This is a genomic window from Algoriphagus sp. 10J20-15, assembly GCF_055809615.1.
Genome location: NZ_JBVVUG010000043.1, coordinates 66,133 through 85,974, shown reverse-complemented (window position 1 = coordinate 85,974; position 19,842 = coordinate 66,133). Strand labels below are relative to the sequence as shown.

Annotated in this window: 16 protein-coding genes and 1 pseudogene; 15 read left to right on the top strand and 2 right to left on the bottom strand. The window is 39.6% G+C overall.

All coding sequences use genetic code 11. The features are described from left to right. The first annotated feature begins 14 nt into the window (after positions 1–14). The 12 genes and pseudogenes from AC0L6R_RS18195 (at position 15) to AC0L6R_RS18140 (ending at position 14,150) form a co-directional block, all read left to right on the top strand. Positions 15–2,708, top strand: a complete 2,694-nt coding sequence (locus AC0L6R_RS18195; RefSeq protein ID WP_473272474.1) for a c-type cytochrome — start codon at positions 15–17, stop codon at positions 2,706–2,708. Positions 2,709–2,824: 116 nt separating this feature from the next. Then, positions 2,825–3,505, top strand: coding sequence for a 3-keto-disaccharide hydrolase (locus AC0L6R_RS18190; RefSeq protein ID WP_283414046.1), 681 nt, complete (start codon positions 2,825–2,827; stop codon positions 3,503–3,505). A gap of 445 nt (positions 3,506–3,950) precedes the next feature. Further along, positions 3,951–5,009 (top strand): aldose 1-epimerase family protein, encoded by a 1,059-nt coding sequence (locus AC0L6R_RS18185; RefSeq protein ID WP_473272473.1) that lies wholly within the window; start codon positions 3,951–3,953, stop codon positions 5,007–5,009. A 107-nt stretch (positions 5,010–5,116) separates the two neighbouring features. After that, positions 5,117–6,329, top strand: a pseudogene (locus tag AC0L6R_RS18180) (hypothetical protein). Between the two features lie 145 nt (positions 6,330–6,474). Next, a complete protein-coding gene (locus AC0L6R_RS18175) occupies positions 6,475–7,497 on the top strand; it encodes a sugar phosphate isomerase/epimerase family protein (protein ID WP_473272471.1) in 1,023 nt (340 codons plus the stop codon). A 158-nt stretch (positions 7,498–7,655) separates the two neighbouring features. Further along, entirely contained in the window at positions 7,656–8,822 is a 1,167-nt protein-coding gene (locus AC0L6R_RS18170; RefSeq protein WP_473272511.1) for a Gfo/Idh/MocA family protein, read from the top strand. Between the two features lie 239 nt (positions 8,823–9,061). Further along, complete coding sequence (locus AC0L6R_RS18165) at positions 9,062–9,331, top strand: hypothetical protein (protein WP_473272470.1); 270 nt, start codon at positions 9,062–9,064, stop codon at positions 9,329–9,331. Further along, on the top strand, positions 9,328–10,563 hold the full coding sequence (locus tag AC0L6R_RS18160) for a hypothetical protein (RefSeq protein ID WP_473272468.1): 1,236 nt from the start codon (positions 9,328–9,330) through the stop codon (positions 10,561–10,563). Before AC0L6R_RS18165 ends, AC0L6R_RS18160 begins: the two co-directional genes overlap by 4 nt. Position 10,564: 1 nt before the next feature. Continuing rightward, entirely contained in the window at positions 10,565–11,173 is a 609-nt protein-coding gene (locus tag AC0L6R_RS18155; RefSeq protein WP_473272467.1) for a hypothetical protein, read from the top strand. A 386-nt stretch (positions 11,174–11,559) separates the two neighbouring features. Further along, positions 11,560–12,045, top strand: a complete 486-nt coding sequence (locus AC0L6R_RS18150; protein WP_473272466.1) for a hypothetical protein — start codon at positions 11,560–11,562, stop codon at positions 12,043–12,045. A 346-nt stretch (positions 12,046–12,391) separates the two neighbouring features. Then, positions 12,392–12,874 carry a hypothetical protein gene (locus AC0L6R_RS18145; RefSeq protein ID WP_473272464.1) on the top strand — a complete coding sequence of 161 codons (483 nt, stop codon included), beginning with the start codon at positions 12,392–12,394 and terminating at the stop codon, positions 12,872–12,874. Positions 12,875–13,124: 250 nt separating this feature from the next. Beyond that, on the top strand, positions 13,125–14,150 hold the full coding sequence (locus tag AC0L6R_RS18140; protein WP_473272463.1) for a proline iminopeptidase-family hydrolase: 1,026 nt from the start codon (positions 13,125–13,127) through the stop codon (positions 14,148–14,150). 64 nt (positions 14,151–14,214) lie between these two features. On the opposite strand, the gene AC0L6R_RS18135 is transcribed toward AC0L6R_RS18140, so the two are convergent. Continuing rightward, entirely contained in the window at positions 14,215–14,619 is a 405-nt protein-coding gene (locus tag AC0L6R_RS18135) for a sugar phosphate isomerase/epimerase family protein (protein ID WP_473272461.1), read from the bottom strand. After that, positions 14,571–15,119, bottom strand: coding sequence for a sugar phosphate isomerase/epimerase family protein (locus tag AC0L6R_RS18130; protein WP_473272460.1), 549 nt, complete (start codon positions 15,117–15,119; stop codon positions 14,571–14,573). The genes AC0L6R_RS18135 and AC0L6R_RS18130 overlap by 49 nt, the downstream gene beginning before the upstream one ends. Before the next feature lie 111 nt (positions 15,120–15,230). Here AC0L6R_RS18130 and AC0L6R_RS18125 point away from each other — a divergent pair, with 111 nt between their 5' ends. Genes AC0L6R_RS18125 through AC0L6R_RS18115 form a run of 3 tightly spaced genes read left to right on the top strand, consistent with a single transcriptional unit; the run spans position 15,231 to position 19,842 of the window. Continuing rightward, on the top strand, positions 15,231–15,953 hold the full coding sequence (locus AC0L6R_RS18125; RefSeq protein WP_473272458.1) for a hypothetical protein: 723 nt from the start codon (positions 15,231–15,233) through the stop codon (positions 15,951–15,953). Continuing rightward, positions 15,950–18,685 carry a carboxypeptidase-like regulatory domain-containing protein gene (locus AC0L6R_RS18120; RefSeq protein WP_473272457.1) on the top strand — a complete coding sequence of 912 codons (2,736 nt, stop codon included), beginning with the start codon at positions 15,950–15,952 and terminating at the stop codon, positions 18,683–18,685. The genes AC0L6R_RS18125 and AC0L6R_RS18120 overlap by 4 nt, the downstream gene beginning before the upstream one ends. Further along, a complete protein-coding gene (locus AC0L6R_RS18115; RefSeq protein WP_473272456.1) occupies positions 18,685–19,842 on the top strand; it encodes a DUF4249 domain-containing protein in 1,158 nt (385 codons plus the stop codon). The genes AC0L6R_RS18120 and AC0L6R_RS18115 overlap by 1 nt, the downstream gene beginning before the upstream one ends.

Below are 19,842 nucleotides of genomic sequence, written 5' to 3'. Positions count from 1 at the left end.
TTAACACTTGTCCTATGAGATTAAATTATTCAATAAGGAATTTATTTCTCTTATCAGTGCTGGCCCTCTTTTCAGTGTCCTGTGCATCTGATAACGAGGAAGAATCCAAAACAAGACAGCTTACTGGAAACCCAAAATTAGATAAGCTAAACCTGCCAGATGGATTTGTGGCAGAACACCTTCTAAGTCCAGGAGAAAAGGATGAAGGCTCTTGGGTCGCGATGACCTTTGATGATAAAAACAGACTGATCACAGCTGATCAATATGGTTTTCTATACAGATTAGAAATCCCTGAGATTGGTGCTGCATCTCTGGAGCCAAAAGTGGAAAAACTGATCATCGGTAATGTCGCTGAGCCGCAGGTAGGAATGGGTTATGCTCAAGGATTGTTGTATGCGTTTAACAGTCTATATGTGATGGTAAATCACAATGGGAATGAGATTTTTGAAGAAAGCACAGGTTTATATAGAATTCAGGATTTGGATGGCGATGATCAATATGAGTCGGTAACTAAGATCAAAGGTTTTACTGGTCAGCCAGGTGAGCATGGACCTCATAGCATCAAGCTCTCGCCAGATGGTAAGTCACTTTACATTGTAGCCGGAAATCATACAGATGTGCCAGAAATGGATTCTTACAGACTTCCTAAAGTATGGCAGGAAGACAATCTTTTCCCGGAAATCAAAGATCCAAGAGGGCATGCAAACAGCAGAATGGCTCCAGGTGGATGGGTAGCGAACATTGACCCCGAAGGAAAGAATTGGGAGTTAATCTCAGCTGGATACCGAAACCCTTTTGATATTGCATTCAACGAAGTTGGAGATTTATTTACCTATGATTCTGATATGGAGTGGGACTTTGGAATGCCTTGGTACCGCCCAACTAGAATCTGTCACGTAACTTCAGGAAGTGAGTATGGATGGAGAACAGGTAACCAGAAGTGGTCACCAAACTATCCCGATAACCTACCCGCTACACAGAACATAGGACAAGGATCGCCTACCAATGTAATGTTTGGAACAGGTGCTAAATTCCCTGCTAAGTACAGAAACTCACTTTTTGCATTTGATTGGAGTTTTGGAATTATTTATTCTATGACTTTGACTCCAAAAGGAGGTACGTATGAAGCCAATGCGGAAGAATTTATCTCTGGTTCTCCATTGCCTTTGACAGATGGGGTAATCGGTCCTGACGGAGCGATGTACTTTATGACTGGGGGTAGGAGATTGGAATCAGATCTTTATAGAGTTTATTATGAAGGAGACATAGAAGGAAATGAAGGCTCATTGACTATGGACGATCTTCCTGCTGAGGCCAAAACCCGTCGTGAACTAGAAGCCCTTCACGTAGAAGGAGCTCCAGCTTCAGGCCTTGATTTGGCTTGGTCACACCTGAATAGCCCAGATAGATTTGTACAGTATGCTGCCAGAATAGCAGTAGAACATCAGCCAATAAGCTCATGGAAAGCCAAAGCACTGGCAGAGAAAGATCCGGTAGTTTTGACTCAGGCAATGATTGCTTTAGCGAGACATTCAGAAAAAGGAGCTGGAGCCCCAATGATTCAGGCGTTGATGGGGATTGATTACAAGAGTTTGAATGAAAAAGGTAAGCAAGATTTATTGCGTGCTTTTGAACTGATATTAGCTAGACAAGGTGAGCCAACAGGTTCGCTCAAATCTGATTTAGTAGCTTATTTGGATTCGAATTACCCAGCAAATAATAATAATCTTGACCGTGCATTGGCTGTGCTTCTAGTGTATTTGGATGCTCCTGATGCAGTTGAGAAAACTTTGGCACTTCTTGAAAATGCGAAAGATGATCCTGATTATCAGAAGACGTTTACTTCTTCTTCAGATTTAATCATGAGAAATCCGCAGTACGGATTGGACATAGCAAATATGTTGGCAAATGTTCCACCAGCACAGCAGACATATCTTGCTACCGTTCTTGGTGGGGCAGACGCTGGTTGGACCCCAGAACTTCATGAGAAATATTTTACTTGGATTCAGGATGCGTTCAAGTATAAAGGAGGTCGTAGCTATGTTGGCTTTATTGATAGAGCTAGAAAAATGGCATTGTCCCATGTAGCAAAAAGTGATTTTGATAAATACAATGAACTTTCTGGTGCTGCACTATTAACGGGAAATGGAAACGACCTAGTCAATACGGATATTCAACCAGAAGGCCCAGGTAGAAGATGGACAGTGGAAGAAGCAGAGCCTTTAATGGCAGATCTACATGGTAGAGATTTAGCTAAAGGAAAAGCAATGTTTGCAGCATCTCAGTGTCTTTCTTGCCATACTATGGGTGGTCAAGGTGGAATCATTGGGCCTGATTTATCTCAGTTGGGAACACGGTTCTCTACAAAAGATATCTTGGAAGCTACGATCAACCCAAGTGATGAGATTTCTGAGCAATATGTAGCAAGCGTGATTGAACTGAAAGATGGAAGCTCTGTGATGGGTAGAATAATCAATGAAGATGGAACTAGTTACTCAGTTTCCCAGAATCCATTCTCTCCTGATATTTTGCGTAAAGTGGAGAAAAGTAATGTGGTCCTAGTCAAAGATTCCAAAATCTCTATCATGATGCCAGGAATGATCAACAGATTGAATGAGGAAGAGCTGAAAGATTTGATGGCTTACTTAGTGTCCGGTGGCAATCCTAATCATGAGGTATATCAAACTAAAGCCCAAGCAGAAGAATGAAAAATCTATTTACGTCTAAATGGTTAAGAATTGAAGCCTTAGGCTTTGGTGCAATGATGGTTATTGGATTGGTGAATTGCCAGCAGCCATCGGAGAAAACTATTGCTGTAGAACCAATGATCAGTGCAGAGGCTGAATTCAAGTCTATTTTTGATGGGGAATCGCTGGCTGGCTGGGACGGGGATCCGGTGTATTGGTCTGTGCAAGACGGAGCGATTACTGGTACTATCACTCCAGAAACGCTATTGAAAGCTAATACCTTCCTGATTTGGCAAGGGGGACAGCCAGGAGATTTTGAGCTGAAAGCTGAGTTTATGATTTCTGAAAGTGGAAACTCTGGCATTAATTACCGAAGTGAACTGGTAGAAGATGTGCCTTATGCTTTGAAAGGTTACCAAGCAGATATTGACGGGAAGAATAATTATACCGGTCAAAACTACGAAGAACGCAAGAGAGCTACCTTGGCCTATAGAGGTCAGGAGACAAAAATCACCTCTCAGCCTGAAGGTGTAGGAGTCCGTGAATTTGTAGAGCGGAATGCCTGGAAAGGCCTTAATGTAGAAAAGGAAATAGGAGATCGCGCAGAGCTTGGGGCATTGATCAAGGCAGGTGAATGGAATAGTATTCACATTGTGGCTAAAGGCAATGTTTTAAAGCACTACGTCAATGGTCAATTGATGTCTGAGGTACATGATGAAGACCCTAAAAACAGAATGGAATCCGGATACCTCGGTGTGCAGGTGCATGTCGGACCACCGATGAAAGTTCAATACAAGGATATTATGCTGAAGCAATAAGTAGAATATTAAGATTAATAGTATAAATGCCCCTGCTGAAAAGTATGGGGCATTTTTTGTTTATCCTGACTCGGAATTGCTACACGCGTCTAGTTCAAGCCTTCAGTCTTGGACTCATCATTATGCAGTCTCCGGACTGCAAAAAAACGCTAGTCACTTTTTACTCATTAACTAGTTGGATTTAATGGCTGTTTGATATATTTCAAGTTGAGTAAAAGAGCAGTTTAAAGACTGCAATGTTTTAGGTCCAAGTCTGAACCCTTGAACCATACGTAATAATCAATTGGCCTACGTTGAAAAACTTGGGCCCATTTTTTTATTAACGGCTAATTTCTCTCTCATAAGTTGCATAACTTATTCCCGATCTTTCAAACCTGACCCATATAGGGCAGGACAGTGTCGGAAGGCCTTTTTAATAGATTACAGACTAGTCAAAGACCCAATAATGAACCTCTCAGATCCATCCAATTGGAAAGGTAAATTGTCCAATTTTCGTCAGGTAGGCGGAATAGAAACTTCCATTCTTGATAACGGTGCAGGGCGTGGGACCCGTATTGCTTGGATTAATACTGGCACAGGACTCCGCTATAAAGTGGTGCTGGATCGCGGTATGGATATTCTGGATGCCTTTCACAATGAACATAGCCTATCTTGGATCAGCAATGCGGGACATGTGGCTTCCCAACCTTTTTCCAATCAAGGAATTGATTGGTTAAGAACATTCGGTGGTGGATTGCTGACTACCTGCGGGATTTCCTCTATGGGTCCTCCTAATGAAGATGATACTGGAAGTCGCGGATTGCATGGCAATTACAGTAATACACCTGCCGAACTGATCTCTATCAAGCAGCCGGATATTTATTCTGGAAATCTGGATTTTGAAATCGTAGGCGTCATTCGTGAGACAACGACTTTTGGTCCAAGCCTGGAATTGAAAAGAACCATTTCAGGAACTTTAGGTAGGGCAGAAATCAACATCAAAGACCAGGTCTTCAATCGGGGAAATTCTCCTGCTCCTCACATGGTGTTATACCATATCAATTGCGGCTGGCCCTTGATCAATGAGGGTACACGAATAGTATGGAGAGGCGACATCCAACCTAGGGATAATGATGATTCTATGTCGGATTTTAATAAGCAAAACAAGTTTACCAAGTGCGCAGCGCCATTAGACGAGCACTCGGCTTTTGGTGAAGATGTGGCTTTCATAATTCCAAAAGCGGACCAAAATGATCAGGTCACTTGTGGATATATGAATGACGAATTAGAGCTTGGCTTAAGTATTTCATTCTCCAAAAAGCAAATGCCTTGGCTCATCAACTGGCAGCACTGGGGTAAAAATGAATATGTAACCGCACTAGAACCAGCTACAAATCCTCCAATCGGTCAAGCCGCTGCTCGTGAAAATGGAACATTGATTTTGCTTGAACCCGGAGAAAGCAGGACCTACGAAATCAAGATGGAAGTGCTAAAGGGGGCCTCAGTCAAAGAATTTAAAATGTAAAATATGTGAAGAGATGAAATGCTCTGAAGGATTTTCTAATTTTTCAATGTTTCAGTCTTCCAATTCAATTTCAAATAAAGAATCTCAAATTTCAAATTAATAAACCCATGAGTTTAGCAAAAAAAGCTCTCGAACAGGGAGAAGGAATCCTTAGATTAACCCCAACTTGGGTGCCTCGGTCTTTTTGTGTGCCAGGCAGAAGAATCAAGCTTCATCCAGATGATTATTATAGTTTAGGCGGTGAGCGAGGAGGTATTGATGAACGTTGGTTTTCATCTACCACGCCAGCTGAAAATGGCCCGCTGACTAGCAAGAACGAAGGCTTGAGTCATGTTGCTTTCGAAGAAGGCGGCAAGACGGAGTTATTTCTCTTGAAAGATGCAATAGACGAATTAGGAGGGGAAATTATAGGTCGCAGACTTTGGGACAAATACAGAGTCCTGGCCTATGTACTCCAAGTTTTTTGATAACATGGGCCCACTTCCACACCACATTCACCCGAGTGATGAGTTTGGTAAGCTGACTGGGCAAAACGGGAAGCCAGAAGCATATTATTTTCCTCCTCAAGTCAATAATCATGGGGGAGATTTCCCATACACTTTCTTTGGAATTGCTCCAGGAACATCCAAAGAAACTATTCTTGAGTGCCTGAAGAATTTCAATAAAGGAGATAATAAAATCACTAACTATTCTCAGGCTTTTAGACTTCAGCCAGGCACGGGTTGGAATGTACCTCCAGGAATGCTTCATGCTCCAGGTTCTTTGTGTACCTATGAGCCGCAGAAAGCTTCTGATATTTTTGCCATGTACCAGTCTTTGGTGAATGAAGCCATCATTCCAGATGAATTGCTTTGGAATGCCACTCCAAAAGATCGTTGGGGTGACTATGACTTATTGGTCGAGATGATTGATTGGGATTTGAATGTCAATCCAAACATTATGGATAACCATTACATGGAGCCAATTCCAGTTGAAGATAGAGCAGAAATGAATGCCAAGGGGTACGATGATAAATGGATTTGCTACCGTTCACATGATTACAGTGCTAAAGAGCTGACAATTTTCCCTGGGCAAACAGTAACCATCAAAGATTCTGCAGCATACGGAATGATCATGATGCAAGGCTATGGCAAAATGAATGATTGGGATATTGAAACTCCAGCTTTGATTCGCTTTGGACAGTTGACACATGATGAGTATTTTGTCTCTGAAAAGGCTGCGCAGGCAGGAGTGAAAATCACCAACCACTCCAAGACTGATCCTATTGTCATGCTGAAGCATTTTGGTCCTGATAATCCGGACTTGAACGTACTGGAATAAAGTAGATTTCAGTCGCAGTATTCAGTTAGCAAACTAGAAAACAATGAATGTAGAACATCGAATGCTTAATACTGAAAGGGGGACTTCTTCCGTCTTCTGTCTCCCAGCTTCGGTCCGTATTTAATAACTAAAAACCCACTTAACAATGAGTCAAAATAATTTTCCAAAACTACATAATGCTACCTGGCCTGGAATCGTGGGCAAAGGAGCAGATTCTGAACCTGTAATTCCATTCGATTCACTTCTGGCGATGACAGCAGCAGCTGAAGTTGATGGGGTGAAATTTGACGGAGTCGATTTAGGTTTGCTTGAGCCTCATTTCAAATTGGATAATTCTGATGAAACCAAGATTCTAGCGGAAAAGCTTCAAAAACATAATTTAGTTGCAGGCTCTTTAGTCGCGCCGATTTGGGCTGGATCTGCGATGGGAACTGCTGATCAGCGCAAGACTTTTGTAGAAATGGTTCGCAAAGCATGTGAATTCGGTAAGGAGCTAAATGATCTTGGCGTTCGAAGCTACGGTGTAGTTAGAATTGATTCGGCTGCTGGCGTAGAAGATTGGGCTAAAGATCCAGCTGGAAATACGAAAATAATAGCTGAGACGTTCCGTGAGGCATGTGCTGTAGCGGCTGGCTACGGCGAGAAACTTGCGACTGAAGGTGAGATTTGCTGGGGTGCTATGCATAGCTGGAAATACATGGTGGAGCTGCTAGAGATGGTTGATCGACCGAATATTGGTTTCCAGGCAGACATGTCGCATACCTTTCTGTATACTATGGGCTACAATGCTCCAGAGCACAGAATACTTCCTAAAGACGCAGATCTAAAAGATCGTGAAGCTGTAAAAGCAGCTTTGAGAACTGTTACAGATGCACTCAGACCTTGGACTATTGATTTCCACGTTGCTCAAAATGACGGATCGGTTTTCGGTTCAGGGTCTCATGATAAGACAGGACGACATTGCCAAGCCACTGATCCAAATGGAGTTTTAGATATTGCTCACGATGCTGGCTATTGGCTTCGCGATGAGAAAGGCGAATTAACCAAAGCGTTCAAGCATATCTGCTGGGATGGATGCATGTTCCCAAATGCAGTGATGAACGACCAGCAAACCTGGAATGATATCCTTGCGGCATTGGTGAAAGTGAGAAATGCACATGGATGGTAAGAATGATTTGAGAAGTACGAATTACGATTTACGAGAGCTTAGATAGTTTTGACTATAATTTCAAAACTATAACTCCTCTCAGTCTAAACTTTACCACTATCGTACTTTTAAACCCATGTGAACTCAATCTTCCAATCTTTCAATTTTAAAATTTTACAATTATGAATAAAAAGCAAATAAGAATAGGACTCATCGGTACTGGACTAATGGGCAGAATACATACCAATGGTTATAAAAGAGTTCCTGACTTTTTTCCAGAGTACGAATACGTTCCAGTATTGCAGGCTTGTTGCTCCAGAAGAGAAGAAAAAGCTCAAGCCTTTGCAGATCAGTGGGGCTACAAATCTGTAGAAACTGACTGGAGAGAGCTCCTAAAAAGAGACGATATCGATGCAGTGGACATTTGTACACCAAACGATACGCATGCTGAGATTGCTATTGCAGCTGCCGAAGCTGGTAAGATGATTCTTTGCGAAAAACCCCTTGCTAGAACTGTTGCTGAGGCAAAAGGAATGGTGGAAGCTGTGGAGAAAGCTGGTGTGAAAAACACTGTTTGGTACAATTACAGAAGAGTTCCAGCTGTGACACTTGCTAAGAAAATCGTTGCCTCTGGTAAGTTAGGTCAGATCTTCCATTATCGCGCGAACTTCCTTCAGGATTGGACTATTAGCCCAGATCTGCCGCAAGGTGGAGATGCGCTCTGGAGATTGGATGCAGAGGCTGCAGGTTCAGGTGTTACCGGCGATTTGCTTGCACATTGCATTGATACAGCCATGTGGCTAAATGGTGGAATTAAAGATGTGTCTGCTATGACCGAAACGTTCATCAAAGAGCGCGTACATCAAGGCACTGGAGAAAAGAAAAAAGTAACTATTGATGATGCCTGTGTATTCCATTGTCATTTCGATAACGGCTCCTTGGGCTTATTCGAGGCAACTCGCTATGCGAGAGGACACAAGGCTCTTTATACCTTTGAGATCAACGGAGAGCATGCATCCATTCGCTGGGATTTACATGATTTGACTCGTCTAGAGTATTTTGATCACAGTGACGAAGGAGAAGTTCGTGGCTGGAGATCTATTCACGTAACTGATGGCGATCATCCATACATGGATAGATGGTGGATTCCTGGCACTTCCATTGGGTATGAGCACTCGTTTATTCACCAAGTGGCGGATTTCTTCCATAGCCTAGAAACAGGCGAAGCTTGCCATCCTACATTTAGAGATGCATTTGAGACCCAGAAAGTTTGCGAAGCTGTAATCAACTCTGCAAATGAGAGAGCTTGGAAGGACACAGGAGTAGATTGGATTGAAAAAGTCTGAAATATAAAGTCAGAAGTCTGAATTATTAGTCTAAAAAATCCAAGTCGAAAGGCTTGGATTTTTTATTCTTGAAACCTCTCCACTTGTAATTGAAAAGTTGTCATTAGTTTCGTGACTAAATGTTTTTCAATTTTTTTCTTTGAAAAATGTAGTTTATAGGTTTTAAAAGAGGTATTAAATTTTTGATAATATGATATATAAACCAAACCAAACCATTATTTAGGTTAGTTGGAATTTTGATGGCAGTCTTTATGGGATTGCTTGCGTCATCCTGTATTGAGCAGGAACTTGAGGGAGTTTCTAAGCTTGAAAACTCAGATATAGTAGCGGCGAAATCTTGGTATGAGGGCTTTGAAAATCAGAATCAAGGTCAAGAAAATGCAAGAAAAGTCAACAATGGAAAAGGAAAGCCTGACTGGTCTAAATCCAAAGTGTACCATCAATCGGATGGAAAGAAGGTTATTGAGGTTCATTTGATTTTGAGGAAATTGCCATTCCAAAGCATTTGAAAACAGCTAAGCTGGAAAAAACATCAGTACTCCAAACCTTAATTCTCTTTCCAAAGCAAGATGGGAGTTATGTCCCTTATTTTTTGAATATTTATCCAGATAGCGCGGATAAGAAATTCAAATTGAAAGATTTTATGGAGGGCGGATATCAAAAAAATCCGACGGATTTCTCTGGGGTGTATCGTTTTCACAGATGGAATGGTGATTTCATCAGTGGCTGGAGGATTAAAGATGGGGTAAAAACCCATAGGATTAAGGATTTAAAGACCCAAGAAAAGAAGGGGGCAGGTACGTCTGCAAGAACCTCCAGCTTTCAACTTTATTGTTACGTAGTTCAGACCACCTGGTTCCAATATACTTGTTTTGAGGGTATTGGGTGTACAACACCGGAAGAAATTGGTACTACTACGAATGGAATGGAATGTGAATTGGTGATGGCTCCTCCCACTCCTGGTGATACTGGTGGGGGCGGAGGCGGTGGAGGTGATCCCACTCCAACTGATGAAGAATGTGAAGTTCCTGAAGGAAATCTGGAAGGAGTTACTGTGGATTGTGATGAGGATGAAAAAATAAATTTGGCTAAGTTATCAACTTGCCATAAGCTGATTGTAAATCAACTAATTGGTTCAACACAAGAAGGGTTTAAAAGAATTTTTGAAAAATTCTCAGGTTCACTTTTACCGCCTTATAATTTTAATGTAAAATTTGAGTACGGGGATTGCCCGAATTCTGCGGCTGGTTGTACACAACCATTTTTGGTTAATAACGAGGCTAAAATTACCTTGAATAAATCTATTTTATCAAGGGCTTCAGATCTTTCTATTGGTCGGACCATTCTGCATGAAATACTACATGCGTACTTTCTTTTTTTAGAGGATTTTCCTTCTGCAAATCAAGATTTGAACAGTCTTTTAAATTATTATATAAGTAAATATAATGTTTCTGGAAATATAAATTATAACCCTATTCATCATAATTTATTTGTTGAAAATATGTTTTTGAACGATATAGCAGTAGAATTGCGTTATTTTGCTGAATCTTTAGGGTATCCATCGTCAGTCTTAGACAACAATGATTTCTTTATGGATATGGCGTGGGCAGGACTTACTGATACTGATGTTTATAATTCATTGAGTAGTGCGAAAAAGGTAAGGATTAATAGTGTGTATTATTCAGAATTGACTGGAAGTCATAAAGGAGTTGTTTCAATTGGTAAAAAAGCTTGTGAATGAAATGAAAATTATTGGTGTTTTTATAGTATTAAGTTGTTTGGTAGGTTGTGACCAAAGTCCATCTTCTAATAATAATTCTCACCATGTCTATGAATTTGTAAATTGGTTGTTTGCCTATGAGAACATATTAAATGACTCTCTAATTTTATTGCAATCAGAGGCCAATAGCACTTGGGCCGTTGAATATTTAGAAAATTCTTCTGACATCGAAGATCTCATAGAGCTGAAGGGACTTTCTTCTAAAAATCTAAATAGTTTTTTGAGTTCTACTGAATGGGAGACCATTTTAATTCAATCTACTGACAGGTTTGTTTTTGATTCAGCTATGTTGGATAGTCACATCCATTTGATCAATCAAAAGGAAATTGAGAATATTTTATCTACTCATCCAGAAAAATTTGAACAGTCTGGCTTATTTGATCTTTCGAATATGTATAGGTCATACCAAATTATTTCAAAACCTATTTTCTTCAAGAATGGCAAATTTGTTGTGATTTACATCGAAACTGGTACATTAGATTTGATGGATGGTTCTCGTGGATTGGCATTTTATGAAAGAGTCTTGGAGGGTTGGGAGAAAATTTCAGTCGTCAGTTTGGAAAAGATGTAGTAAATTGACGAATATTTAACTGATCTGAATGTCATATTATTAGCTAGTCCTCTTTATTTTTAGTCTTTTATGAATTTGTTGTATAAAGAAATTATGAACTCTTTTTGAATGGCTAACATGTCAAAGTTCATTTGGTGCTATATAGTTTTGAAATATCATTATTGATTTTCGGGCTAAATATTTACCTTGATTTTCTTTCAAAAATGGTTCTGTCATGAATTTAAGGTAAGTCTAGAAATGAAAATCTACCTCTTTGAATAACGCTTAAAGGAGCCTGATATTCATTCTTAAAATACTCCTAACCTTTTCTCCATTTATATTATAACTTAATAAGACCCATGTTTTGAACCAACTTAATAGTATATTAAAAAAGGTGAAATATCAGCATGCGATCCGTTATAATAACCATATTAATTTTATTTCTATTTCCTGTCCAGAATTTTGGGCAGGAAATAGAAGAATATGCAATTCCTCAAGATTTCAAGAAGTTAATCATTCAAAATTTGATCTTGGAAATTAGGCCAAATGAACAATTTAAGAAAAAGTGTAGGGGTTATTTTTTGGTTTTATCTATCTCTGATGATAAAAAAATTTCGACTGCGATAATTGAAAGTGATGAAAGATTTTCCATGCAAGAAATTGATGAAACTATTTCATCGAAGTTGAACGAAAAATTTCAAAATCTTGGAATTGAATTTCCTTCAGGTTGCCTATATGTATTTCCTGTTTTAGTGGTGACAAATTCATATTTTGAATTAGAGGATAATTTAGAAGAAGGAATTATGAGTGTTTATCCTAATATTAAATTCAAAGATTTCGATTGTATAATTTCTGATAAAGTTACTATCGTGAAATTGACTCAAAGAACATGACTTCAGTAAAGTTTGATGCCCATGATTACGTTTGAAAAATTATACTTTATTCAATTTCAAGAACCAATAATTGTATCAGGTAGGAGAGGGATTTAAAAGGGTTATGATTCAAGCAGTAATCGAATCATTCTGAAATTCAAATAGAAAAAACCCAACAATTAATGGAGCTTAGTAAAGTGTTTTACCCTGATTATGTGTTGTTTAACAATCTCTTTGCCTGCGCTACTATTGAAGATTTGATGATTTGCAGTAAAAATTTTTATAAATCTGAACTCTTCCAGGTGTTATTTGCAGATAACCTTGTTGTTATTAATAATTTAATCAATTAAAAAACCATCTTAATACCGTGCGTAGCTTTTTAACTTTCGCCTTCATTTTAAATTTTGCTTGGGTCTGTAATTCTCAAACTATCTCAAAAAGTGTTTTCAGTCAAGATTTCAATACTAGTGTAATTAGGAATCTTGTTTTAAAAATTGAGCCAGCAAAATCTAATAAAAAGTATATGGGGTATACGCTATTGATTTATGTTTCTACAAACGAAGAGATTGAAATTTCAAAATTTGAAAATGCAGATGGTGAAATTCGTCCAATCATGGAGGAGCTTGAACTGAGTTTTGTAAAAAGTTTGGATGATATTGATTTAACTTCTTATAAAGGCTGTTTGATAGTTTTTCCCGTAATTTTTAAAATGATTGGTGCTGAAAATCTAGAGGATAATTTTTCTGAAGGTATAAAAAGTATGGTTCCCATGATTACGTTTGAAAAGGTAGACTGTATTCAATTTCAAGAACCAATAATTGTATTAGGTAAGCGAGGACATGGGTTTTGATTGAAGTTGATACGGTTTCAGCATATGCAAGAGCATGGAAGGATACTGGAGTAGATTGGATTGAAAAAGTCTGAAATATAAAGTCAGAAGTCTGAATTATTAGTCTAAAAATTCCAAGTCGAGAGGCTTGGATTTTTTTATGGTCGTAGCTTTAAGAAGCTACCGTATCCTATGAAGGAAATCAAGCTCATTTCAAGTTGAATCTATGATTTCTTTCTGGTAGATTAACAATTCACAAAATGGCTTACTTATGAAAACGGGTTGGTTTCTAGTTCTTTCAGCAGCAATTATCTTTTCGTCCTGTCAAGCATCAAATCAAACTGAGTCTATCGAGTCAGAATCAACTTTAGATGAGTTTGAGGAAAGCATCAAGATGATCCCAATACAAACTCCAAAGGGAGAATTCAATGTGTATACTCAGAGAGTAGGTGAAAATTCTGACATTAAAGTCTTGCTACTTCATGGTAAGCCAGGGATGACTCATCAGCAATATTCGAATTTCATAGACTTTCTACCCCAAGAAGGAATCGAATTCATATGGTACGATCAGTTGGGATCGGCATTTTCAGATCAGCCGAGTGATTCCACACTTTGGACAATCGACCGTTTTGTGGATGAAGTGGAGCAAGTGCGAGTTGCACTGGGGCTTAACAAAGATAATTTCTACCTCTATGGCCAATCTTGGGGAGGAATGCTGGGGATAGAATACGCACTTCAACATCAGGAGAATCTCAAAGGATTAATCATTTCCAATATGATGGCGAGCCTAGATGACTATGAAAAATATGCTAAGGAAGTTCTAGGTCCTCAAATGCCTCAAGAAGTATTTGCTGAGCTGATGGAAATAGAGAAGAACAATGACTTCGAAAATCCTCGCTACATGGAATTGCTGGGTGAGCATCATTATCCCTATCATGTACTTCGCAAGCCTGCTGATGAATGGCCTGCGGAAATAAACAAAATGATGGGAGAAGTGAATCCTGAGGTTTATGTCTATATGCAGGGGTATAGTGAATTTGGGATAACTCCAGGTGCATCATTGGCAGGCTGGGATCGAAAGGCAGATTTAAAGAAAATTACTGTTCCCACGTTAGTCATAGCAGGTACTCACGACACCATGGATCCAGCTCATTTAGAGTGGATGTCAAATGAGTTGCCAAATGGTCAATTTTTACTTTGTCCCAATGGGAGCCACTTAAGTCAATACGATGATCCTGAGAATTTTTTCCCAGGTTTGATAAGTTTTTTGAAGGAGGTTGATCAAATGGAAAAGTAGCTACAAACGAAAACCCCTTTCACATTCAATTGAAAGGGGTTTTTGATTATAATCATTTTTTATTCTAAAAAAACTGCTTCATTTTCTTCAAGCCTGTATTCGCTACTTCCTGCGCATCCTGCGCCCAATACGTTTCATTGAAAAGCTCAAGTGACAGGAATTTATTACCACCCATTGCCTTGAGAGTAGCAGCTATTTCTTTCATTGGGCCTATACCATCTCCTGGATATACCCGATCACTGTCCTTTTGGTCTAGCCTCGGTTTGGAAGTAAAGTCATTCATATGAAATACCTCGATGGCACTTCCATTGATAAGTTTCAATCCTTCAAATCCAGAGCCGCCACGGAACAAATGATAGACATCCGGGAGCAATCGGGCATCTGGGTCATTGGCTGCTGCGGCGGTGGCCAAAGCCTGACCTAACTGATGAAAGGGCTCGAAAGCACCCCAAAACTCCAGTTGAGGCATGACGCCTGTTTTCCTTCCAGAGCGATCAACCGGGCGTATTGCTCGCCGGCTGCAAGCAAGTCTATTGGATCTGTTGCCCCGATAGCTGGAGCAGCTACACGTTTGCATCCGATTTCAGCCAGCATTCCCATTTCCTTTTCCATCTGCTCAAACCCCGCTTTGCTTTTGGCCACATCCTGAGCCATCCATGGCGCAAAGCCAATGGCATTGACTGGAATTAGGTTTGCATCTGAGAAAAGTTTTTTCAGCGAAGCCAGTGATTTTCCTGTCGCTAGATATGCTTCCAATTCTGAGATCCAGAGTTCTATTCCATCATAACCTGCCTTGGCGGCAACTTCTATGATCTTTGGTAGATCAAGTTTATGCCCACGCAAAGTGCTCGTGTTTAGAGAAAATTGTATCGTTGCATTCTTTTTTTGCGTAGTAGAGGCAAAAGCGGGTAAAATCGGAAGAGCAGTGGCTCCTAGCGTAATAGTTTTAAGTAAATTTCTTCTATTCATCTTAGGTTTATTGAAAATATGGAAGGCTTATTCCATTCAAATACTATAACTACCGTTCAGACTATTCTAGCCAAAAGAGAAATTAATCTGTTCTAGTATAGCGCCCAACATATGGTAAAAATAAATTTTTTCGCACCTTTTCTTCTGTTTTTTCTGATTGCTGCCAACTCGTTTGCTCAGTCTCAGAATTATTTGTCTTTATACAAGGATCAGCTACCCTATTTTCAAGAGCTCATCACGGGAGGTCAATATCAAGAATCGCCGAGAAACTATGAAGGCGACCCTTATTATCTGGACAGGACTTTTGGAGAAGGTACACTGTTCATCAATAAAATTAAGTATACAGAAGTCCCATTAATATATGATGAAAATGCGGATGAAGTAATTACTTTCCACCCAATTCACCGACAAAAGATTTTAATTAATGCCGAAAAGGTGGAGGAATTCCAACTCAAAGATGGAAGCGTATTTCGGAAATATGAAGGAAATGAAAGCTATCTGCACGATAAGAATGGGTTTTACAGGGTGGAGAGTGATGGCAAAATCAAAGTATTGAAAAAATATTACAAGACTAAAGACCCAATAAAAGAGGTAGGTAAATTCACTCACAAATTCGAAGAGTTCTCGGATTTTTTCTATTGGTATGATGGTGAATTTGTGCTTGTTCGGAGAAAAAAACAAGCCATTAAGAGTTTGGGGGTCAATAAGAAGGAAGTGAGGAAATATTTCAAAGGCAAGTCTCTTTATTTTTCTACCGATAAAGAAAGGTATATCCTGGAATTAGCAAAACTAAGAGAAGCTAGTACAAACGCATTTAACGGTTTTGCCGAATGAAAAAAATTCTACTCCTGATTTTAGTTGTTTTCTTTTTTACAGATTTAGAGGCTCAGACATACAACCCTAAGTTTACAGGAATGTATATAGGCGTGCCATTTGAAAGATTTGTAGAACGGATCGAGTCAGAATCTACTTATAAATTTTTCTTCAAAAAGGGAGATATAGAGAATCTTCAAGTCAATTTGCAGGCAAACGATTCGGATATCAGGATGATTTTGAATCAAGCACTTGCTGAGACCGGCCTGACCTATTCAGTTGATATGTCAAATAGAATTTGGATCACAAAGGGTGCAAAAATTCAGATTGAATTCCCAAAGGATTATTTTTTGGTTCAAGAGCGCCAAGATAATCTGGCAAATCCTGGAGATTCCTTAGGTGCATTTGATAAGAACAAGCGATTTGTGATTGGGAAGACAGCGGATAATCCACAGTCTAAAACAGCAACATTGAGTGGCGTGGTAAGCAGCATTGAATCTGGCAAGCCAATGAATGGAGCGATTGTTTTGGAGAAAGTAGACTACAATCAGGTCGCTACAGATCAGAATGGAAAATATCAGCTCACCCTTCCAAAGGGAAGACATACCATCTGGGTGCAAAATATTGGAGGCTTTCAAGAGCAGCGTCAAATAGATTTGAAAGGAGATGGAGTATTCAATATGAGTATCGAGGAGACCATACTTTCCCTTGATGAAGTAGTAGTAAGTTCTGGGGCGCTTTCGAACGTGAATAAGCTGGATTTGGGGGTTCAGTCCATCAGTATTGCAGAGGTAAAAAAGCTTCCTGCGGTCTTGGGTGAGGTGGATGTGCTCAAGGGAATTCTGATAATGCCGGGTGTGAATACAGTTGGTGAAGCTACCTCTGGATTTAATGTTCGTGGTGGGGCAGCTGATCAAAACTTAATTCTTTATGGAAACTCTACGATTTTCAACCCCACGCATGCTTTCGGCTTTTTCTCTGCATTCAATGCAGACCTTGTAAATGGAGTAGAACTCTACAAAGGGTCTATTCCTGTCAACTATGGTGGACGACTTTCTTCTGTATTGCAAGTGGACCCAAAATTTGGAAGAAAAGACAAAATTGGTGGATCTGGTGGTATAGGTATCCTTACGAGTAGATTGAGTCTGGATGGTCCGATCGGTGATAAGACGACCTTTATGATTGGAGGAAGAACAACTTACTCGGATTGGGCTTTAAACCTGTTGGACGAGGAAGCTGATTTGAATGATAGCAAAATCACCTTCTATGACATTAACGCAAATATTCAGCATTCTATTAATGAGCAAAACACGTTGGAGTTGACCGCTTATTTGAGTCAAGATGATTTTCGATTTGACCCTGATACTACCTACTCCTACCAAAATGTAAATGTTGCATTAGGATGGAAGCACTTCTTCAATGATGCCTTGGAAGGAAGATTTACTGTTGGGAGCGATAGTTATGAATTTGGAATCATCGGAGTAGAGAACCCTCTTAATTCCTTCGATTTTGGATTTAATGTTAATCAACTCTTTTTAAAGGCTGATTTTGAATATCGAAAAAGTGATAAACATATTTTCAATTTTGGAGTGCATGGTATTCAGTATAAGCTAAATCCTGGAAGGAATAGTCCCTATGGTTCCGAATCCATTGTACTGGAAAAAGAGCTGGCTGAGGAAAATGCCCGAGAGGTCTCATTATTTTTTGGAGATGAATTTACAGTTTCAGAAAAGCTATCAGTGAGTTATGGAGGTCGGTATATGTTCTATCAATTGTTGGGGCCCATGACCGTGAACCAATATGTGGAAGGAGCTCCGATAACCGACAGTAATGTGATAGGAGAGGAGACTTTTGCTGATGGCGAAAATGTCAAAACCTATCATGGACCTGAATTCAGGGTTTCCGCAAGGTATACCCTAGATAATAGGTCTTCTGTTAAAGCTGGGTTCAACACCATGCGACAGAATATACATTTGTTGTCCAACACGTCATCCATAGCGCCAACTGATTCCTGGAAGTTGAGCGATACCTATATCAGGCCTCAAACTGGAGGACAGGCGTCTGTGGGTTATTATAGAAATCTTGCGCAAAATAAGCTGGAGTTTTCTACAGAAGTTTATTATCGCTACATGAATAACCTGCTGGATTATCGATCAGGAGCTAATATTATTCTTAATGAAAATATAGAACAGGATGTATTAAATTCTGATGGGAAAGCTTACGGCGTGGAGCTTTTGCTTAGGAAAAGCACAGGCTTGCTACAGGGATCTATTGCTTATACTTATTCCCGTTCGTTGATGAGAACCTCAGATGACCCAAGTATTGAGAAAATTAATAATGGAGACTTTTACTCCAGTAATTTTGATCAGCCGCATCACTTGGTAGTTACCGCCAATTATGAATTGAGCAAGCGAGTGAATACTTCCTTAAATGTTAATTACAGCACGGGTCGTCCAATCACATTGCCTATTTCTAAGTTTGAATATGCAGGATCAGAGCGTGTGTATTTCTCGGATCGCAATGCCTACAGAATACCAGATTATTTTAGAGTGGACTTTTCCATCAACCTGGAAGGGAGTCACAAGATTAAAAAATTGGCACATTCCTCCTGGTCACTTGGAGTCTATAATTTGTTAGGTAGAAGCAATCCTTACTCCGTTTATTACACTCCTGTAGAAGGTCAATTAAGAGGTTATCAATTGTCAATATTTGCTCAGCCTATTCCGTTTATTACCTACAATTTCCGTTTCTGATGAATAGACTTGTGCTACTTATATTATTTTGTGGGATGCTCCTTAGTGGATGCAGAGAGCCATTCAATCCAGAAATTGAACCCGCAGATCTTTCTGTTTTGGTAGTGGAGGGGTATTTGGATACAGAGGGATTACCTAGCAAGTTAAAGCTAAGTTATACCCAGAATATTCAGACTACTGATTCTTATTTACCTAGCTATCCATCTGCTGTAGTTTTTCTGAGATCAGAATCTGGCGAGCAATATCCTTTAACAGATTTAGGCTCTGGAGAATTTGAGTTTGCGTATGATATTCCTGAAAATCAGAATTACAGGCTCTACATCTCAACCAATGAAGGAAGAAGCTATACTTCTGATTTGCTACAGCCCATTCTCACGCCTGAGATCATTGATGTGGGTTTTGTGGAAAATGAGCTTGGAGTTGAAGTTTATTTGACCACTAAAGGAGACGAAAACGCGGATGATTTCTTGTGGACATTTGAGGAGACCTATTCTTTCCGCCCTAAATTCCTGTCTTATTACAAATTTGATCCTGAGACAGCAGATATAGTTTATAGGGATCAAGATGAAAGAACTGACTTATGCTATCGAGGTTCAGTGAGCTCTGATTTGATCTTGGAAACATCTTCAAGATTTGAAGATCAATTCGTTTTCAGACAGTCAATAACCCAAATTCTGAAAAATGATGAGCGACTGGGATTAAAATACAGTATTTTGATTTCCCAGAAAGCCTTGGATAAAAAAGCGTCAGAATTCTGGGAGATACTTCGTAAAAACTCAGATGATATTGGTTCGATTTTTAGTCCCTTACCTTCAAATATAGGAGGAAACATCAACAATGATCAGGATCCTGATGCACCTGTGGTAGGATTCGTAAGCTTGGGTACGATTAGACAAAAGAGATTGTTTATATCTGTGCAAGAAGTAGCACCTTGGATTGTCTATGAGCCCGCTTATGGAGGATGTTTTGTTGAACCGGATACCATACCCAAAACTGAATATGCCCAATCATTCGCTAGTGGCAGCTTTGTTCCTGTTTTTCCAATTTTTTCTGAGTTCAATGAATTGGAGCCAATTGGGTATCGAGGATCGCCTAGACCATGTACTGATTGTACGCTTAGAGGAACGAATGTAAAACCTGATTTCTGGGAGGATTAA

Coding starts and splice junctions, on each gene's coding strand:
- AC0L6R_RS18195 (WP_473272474.1), top strand. CDS start 15: ATGAGATTAAATTATTCAATAAGGAATTTATTTCTCTTATCAGTGCTG.
- AC0L6R_RS18190 (WP_283414046.1), top strand. CDS start 2,825: ATGATCAGTGCAGAGGCTGAATTCAAGTCTATTTTTGATGGGGAATCG.
- AC0L6R_RS18185 (WP_473272473.1), top strand. CDS start 3,951: ATGAACCTCTCAGATCCATCCAATTGGAAAGGTAAATTGTCCAATTTT.
- AC0L6R_RS18175 (WP_473272471.1), top strand. CDS start 6,475: ATGAGTCAAAATAATTTTCCAAAACTACATAATGCTACCTGGCCTGGA.
- AC0L6R_RS18165 (WP_473272470.1), top strand. CDS start 9,062: ATGGCAGTCTTTATGGGATTGCTTGCGTCATCCTGTATTGAGCAGGAA.
- AC0L6R_RS18155 (WP_473272467.1), top strand. CDS start 10,565: ATGAAAATTATTGGTGTTTTTATAGTATTAAGTTGTTTGGTAGGTTGT.
- AC0L6R_RS18150 (WP_473272466.1), top strand. CDS start 11,560: ATGCGATCCGTTATAATAACCATATTAATTTTATTTCTATTTCCTGTC.
- AC0L6R_RS18140 (WP_473272463.1), top strand. CDS start 13,125: ATGAAAACGGGTTGGTTTCTAGTTCTTTCAGCAGCAATTATCTTTTCG.
- AC0L6R_RS18135 (WP_473272461.1), bottom strand. CDS start 14,619: ATGCCTCAACTGGAGTTTTGGGGTGCTTTCGAGCCCTTTCATCAGTTA.
- AC0L6R_RS18130 (WP_473272460.1), bottom strand. CDS start 15,119: ATGAATAGAAGAAATTTACTTAAAACTATTACGCTAGGAGCCACTGCT.
- AC0L6R_RS18125 (WP_473272458.1), top strand. CDS start 15,231: ATGGTAAAAATAAATTTTTTCGCACCTTTTCTTCTGTTTTTTCTGATT.
- AC0L6R_RS18120 (WP_473272457.1), top strand. CDS start 15,950: ATGAAAAAAATTCTACTCCTGATTTTAGTTGTTTTCTTTTTTACAGAT.
- AC0L6R_RS18115 (WP_473272456.1), top strand. CDS start 18,685: ATGAATAGACTTGTGCTACTTATATTATTTTGTGGGATGCTCCTTAGT.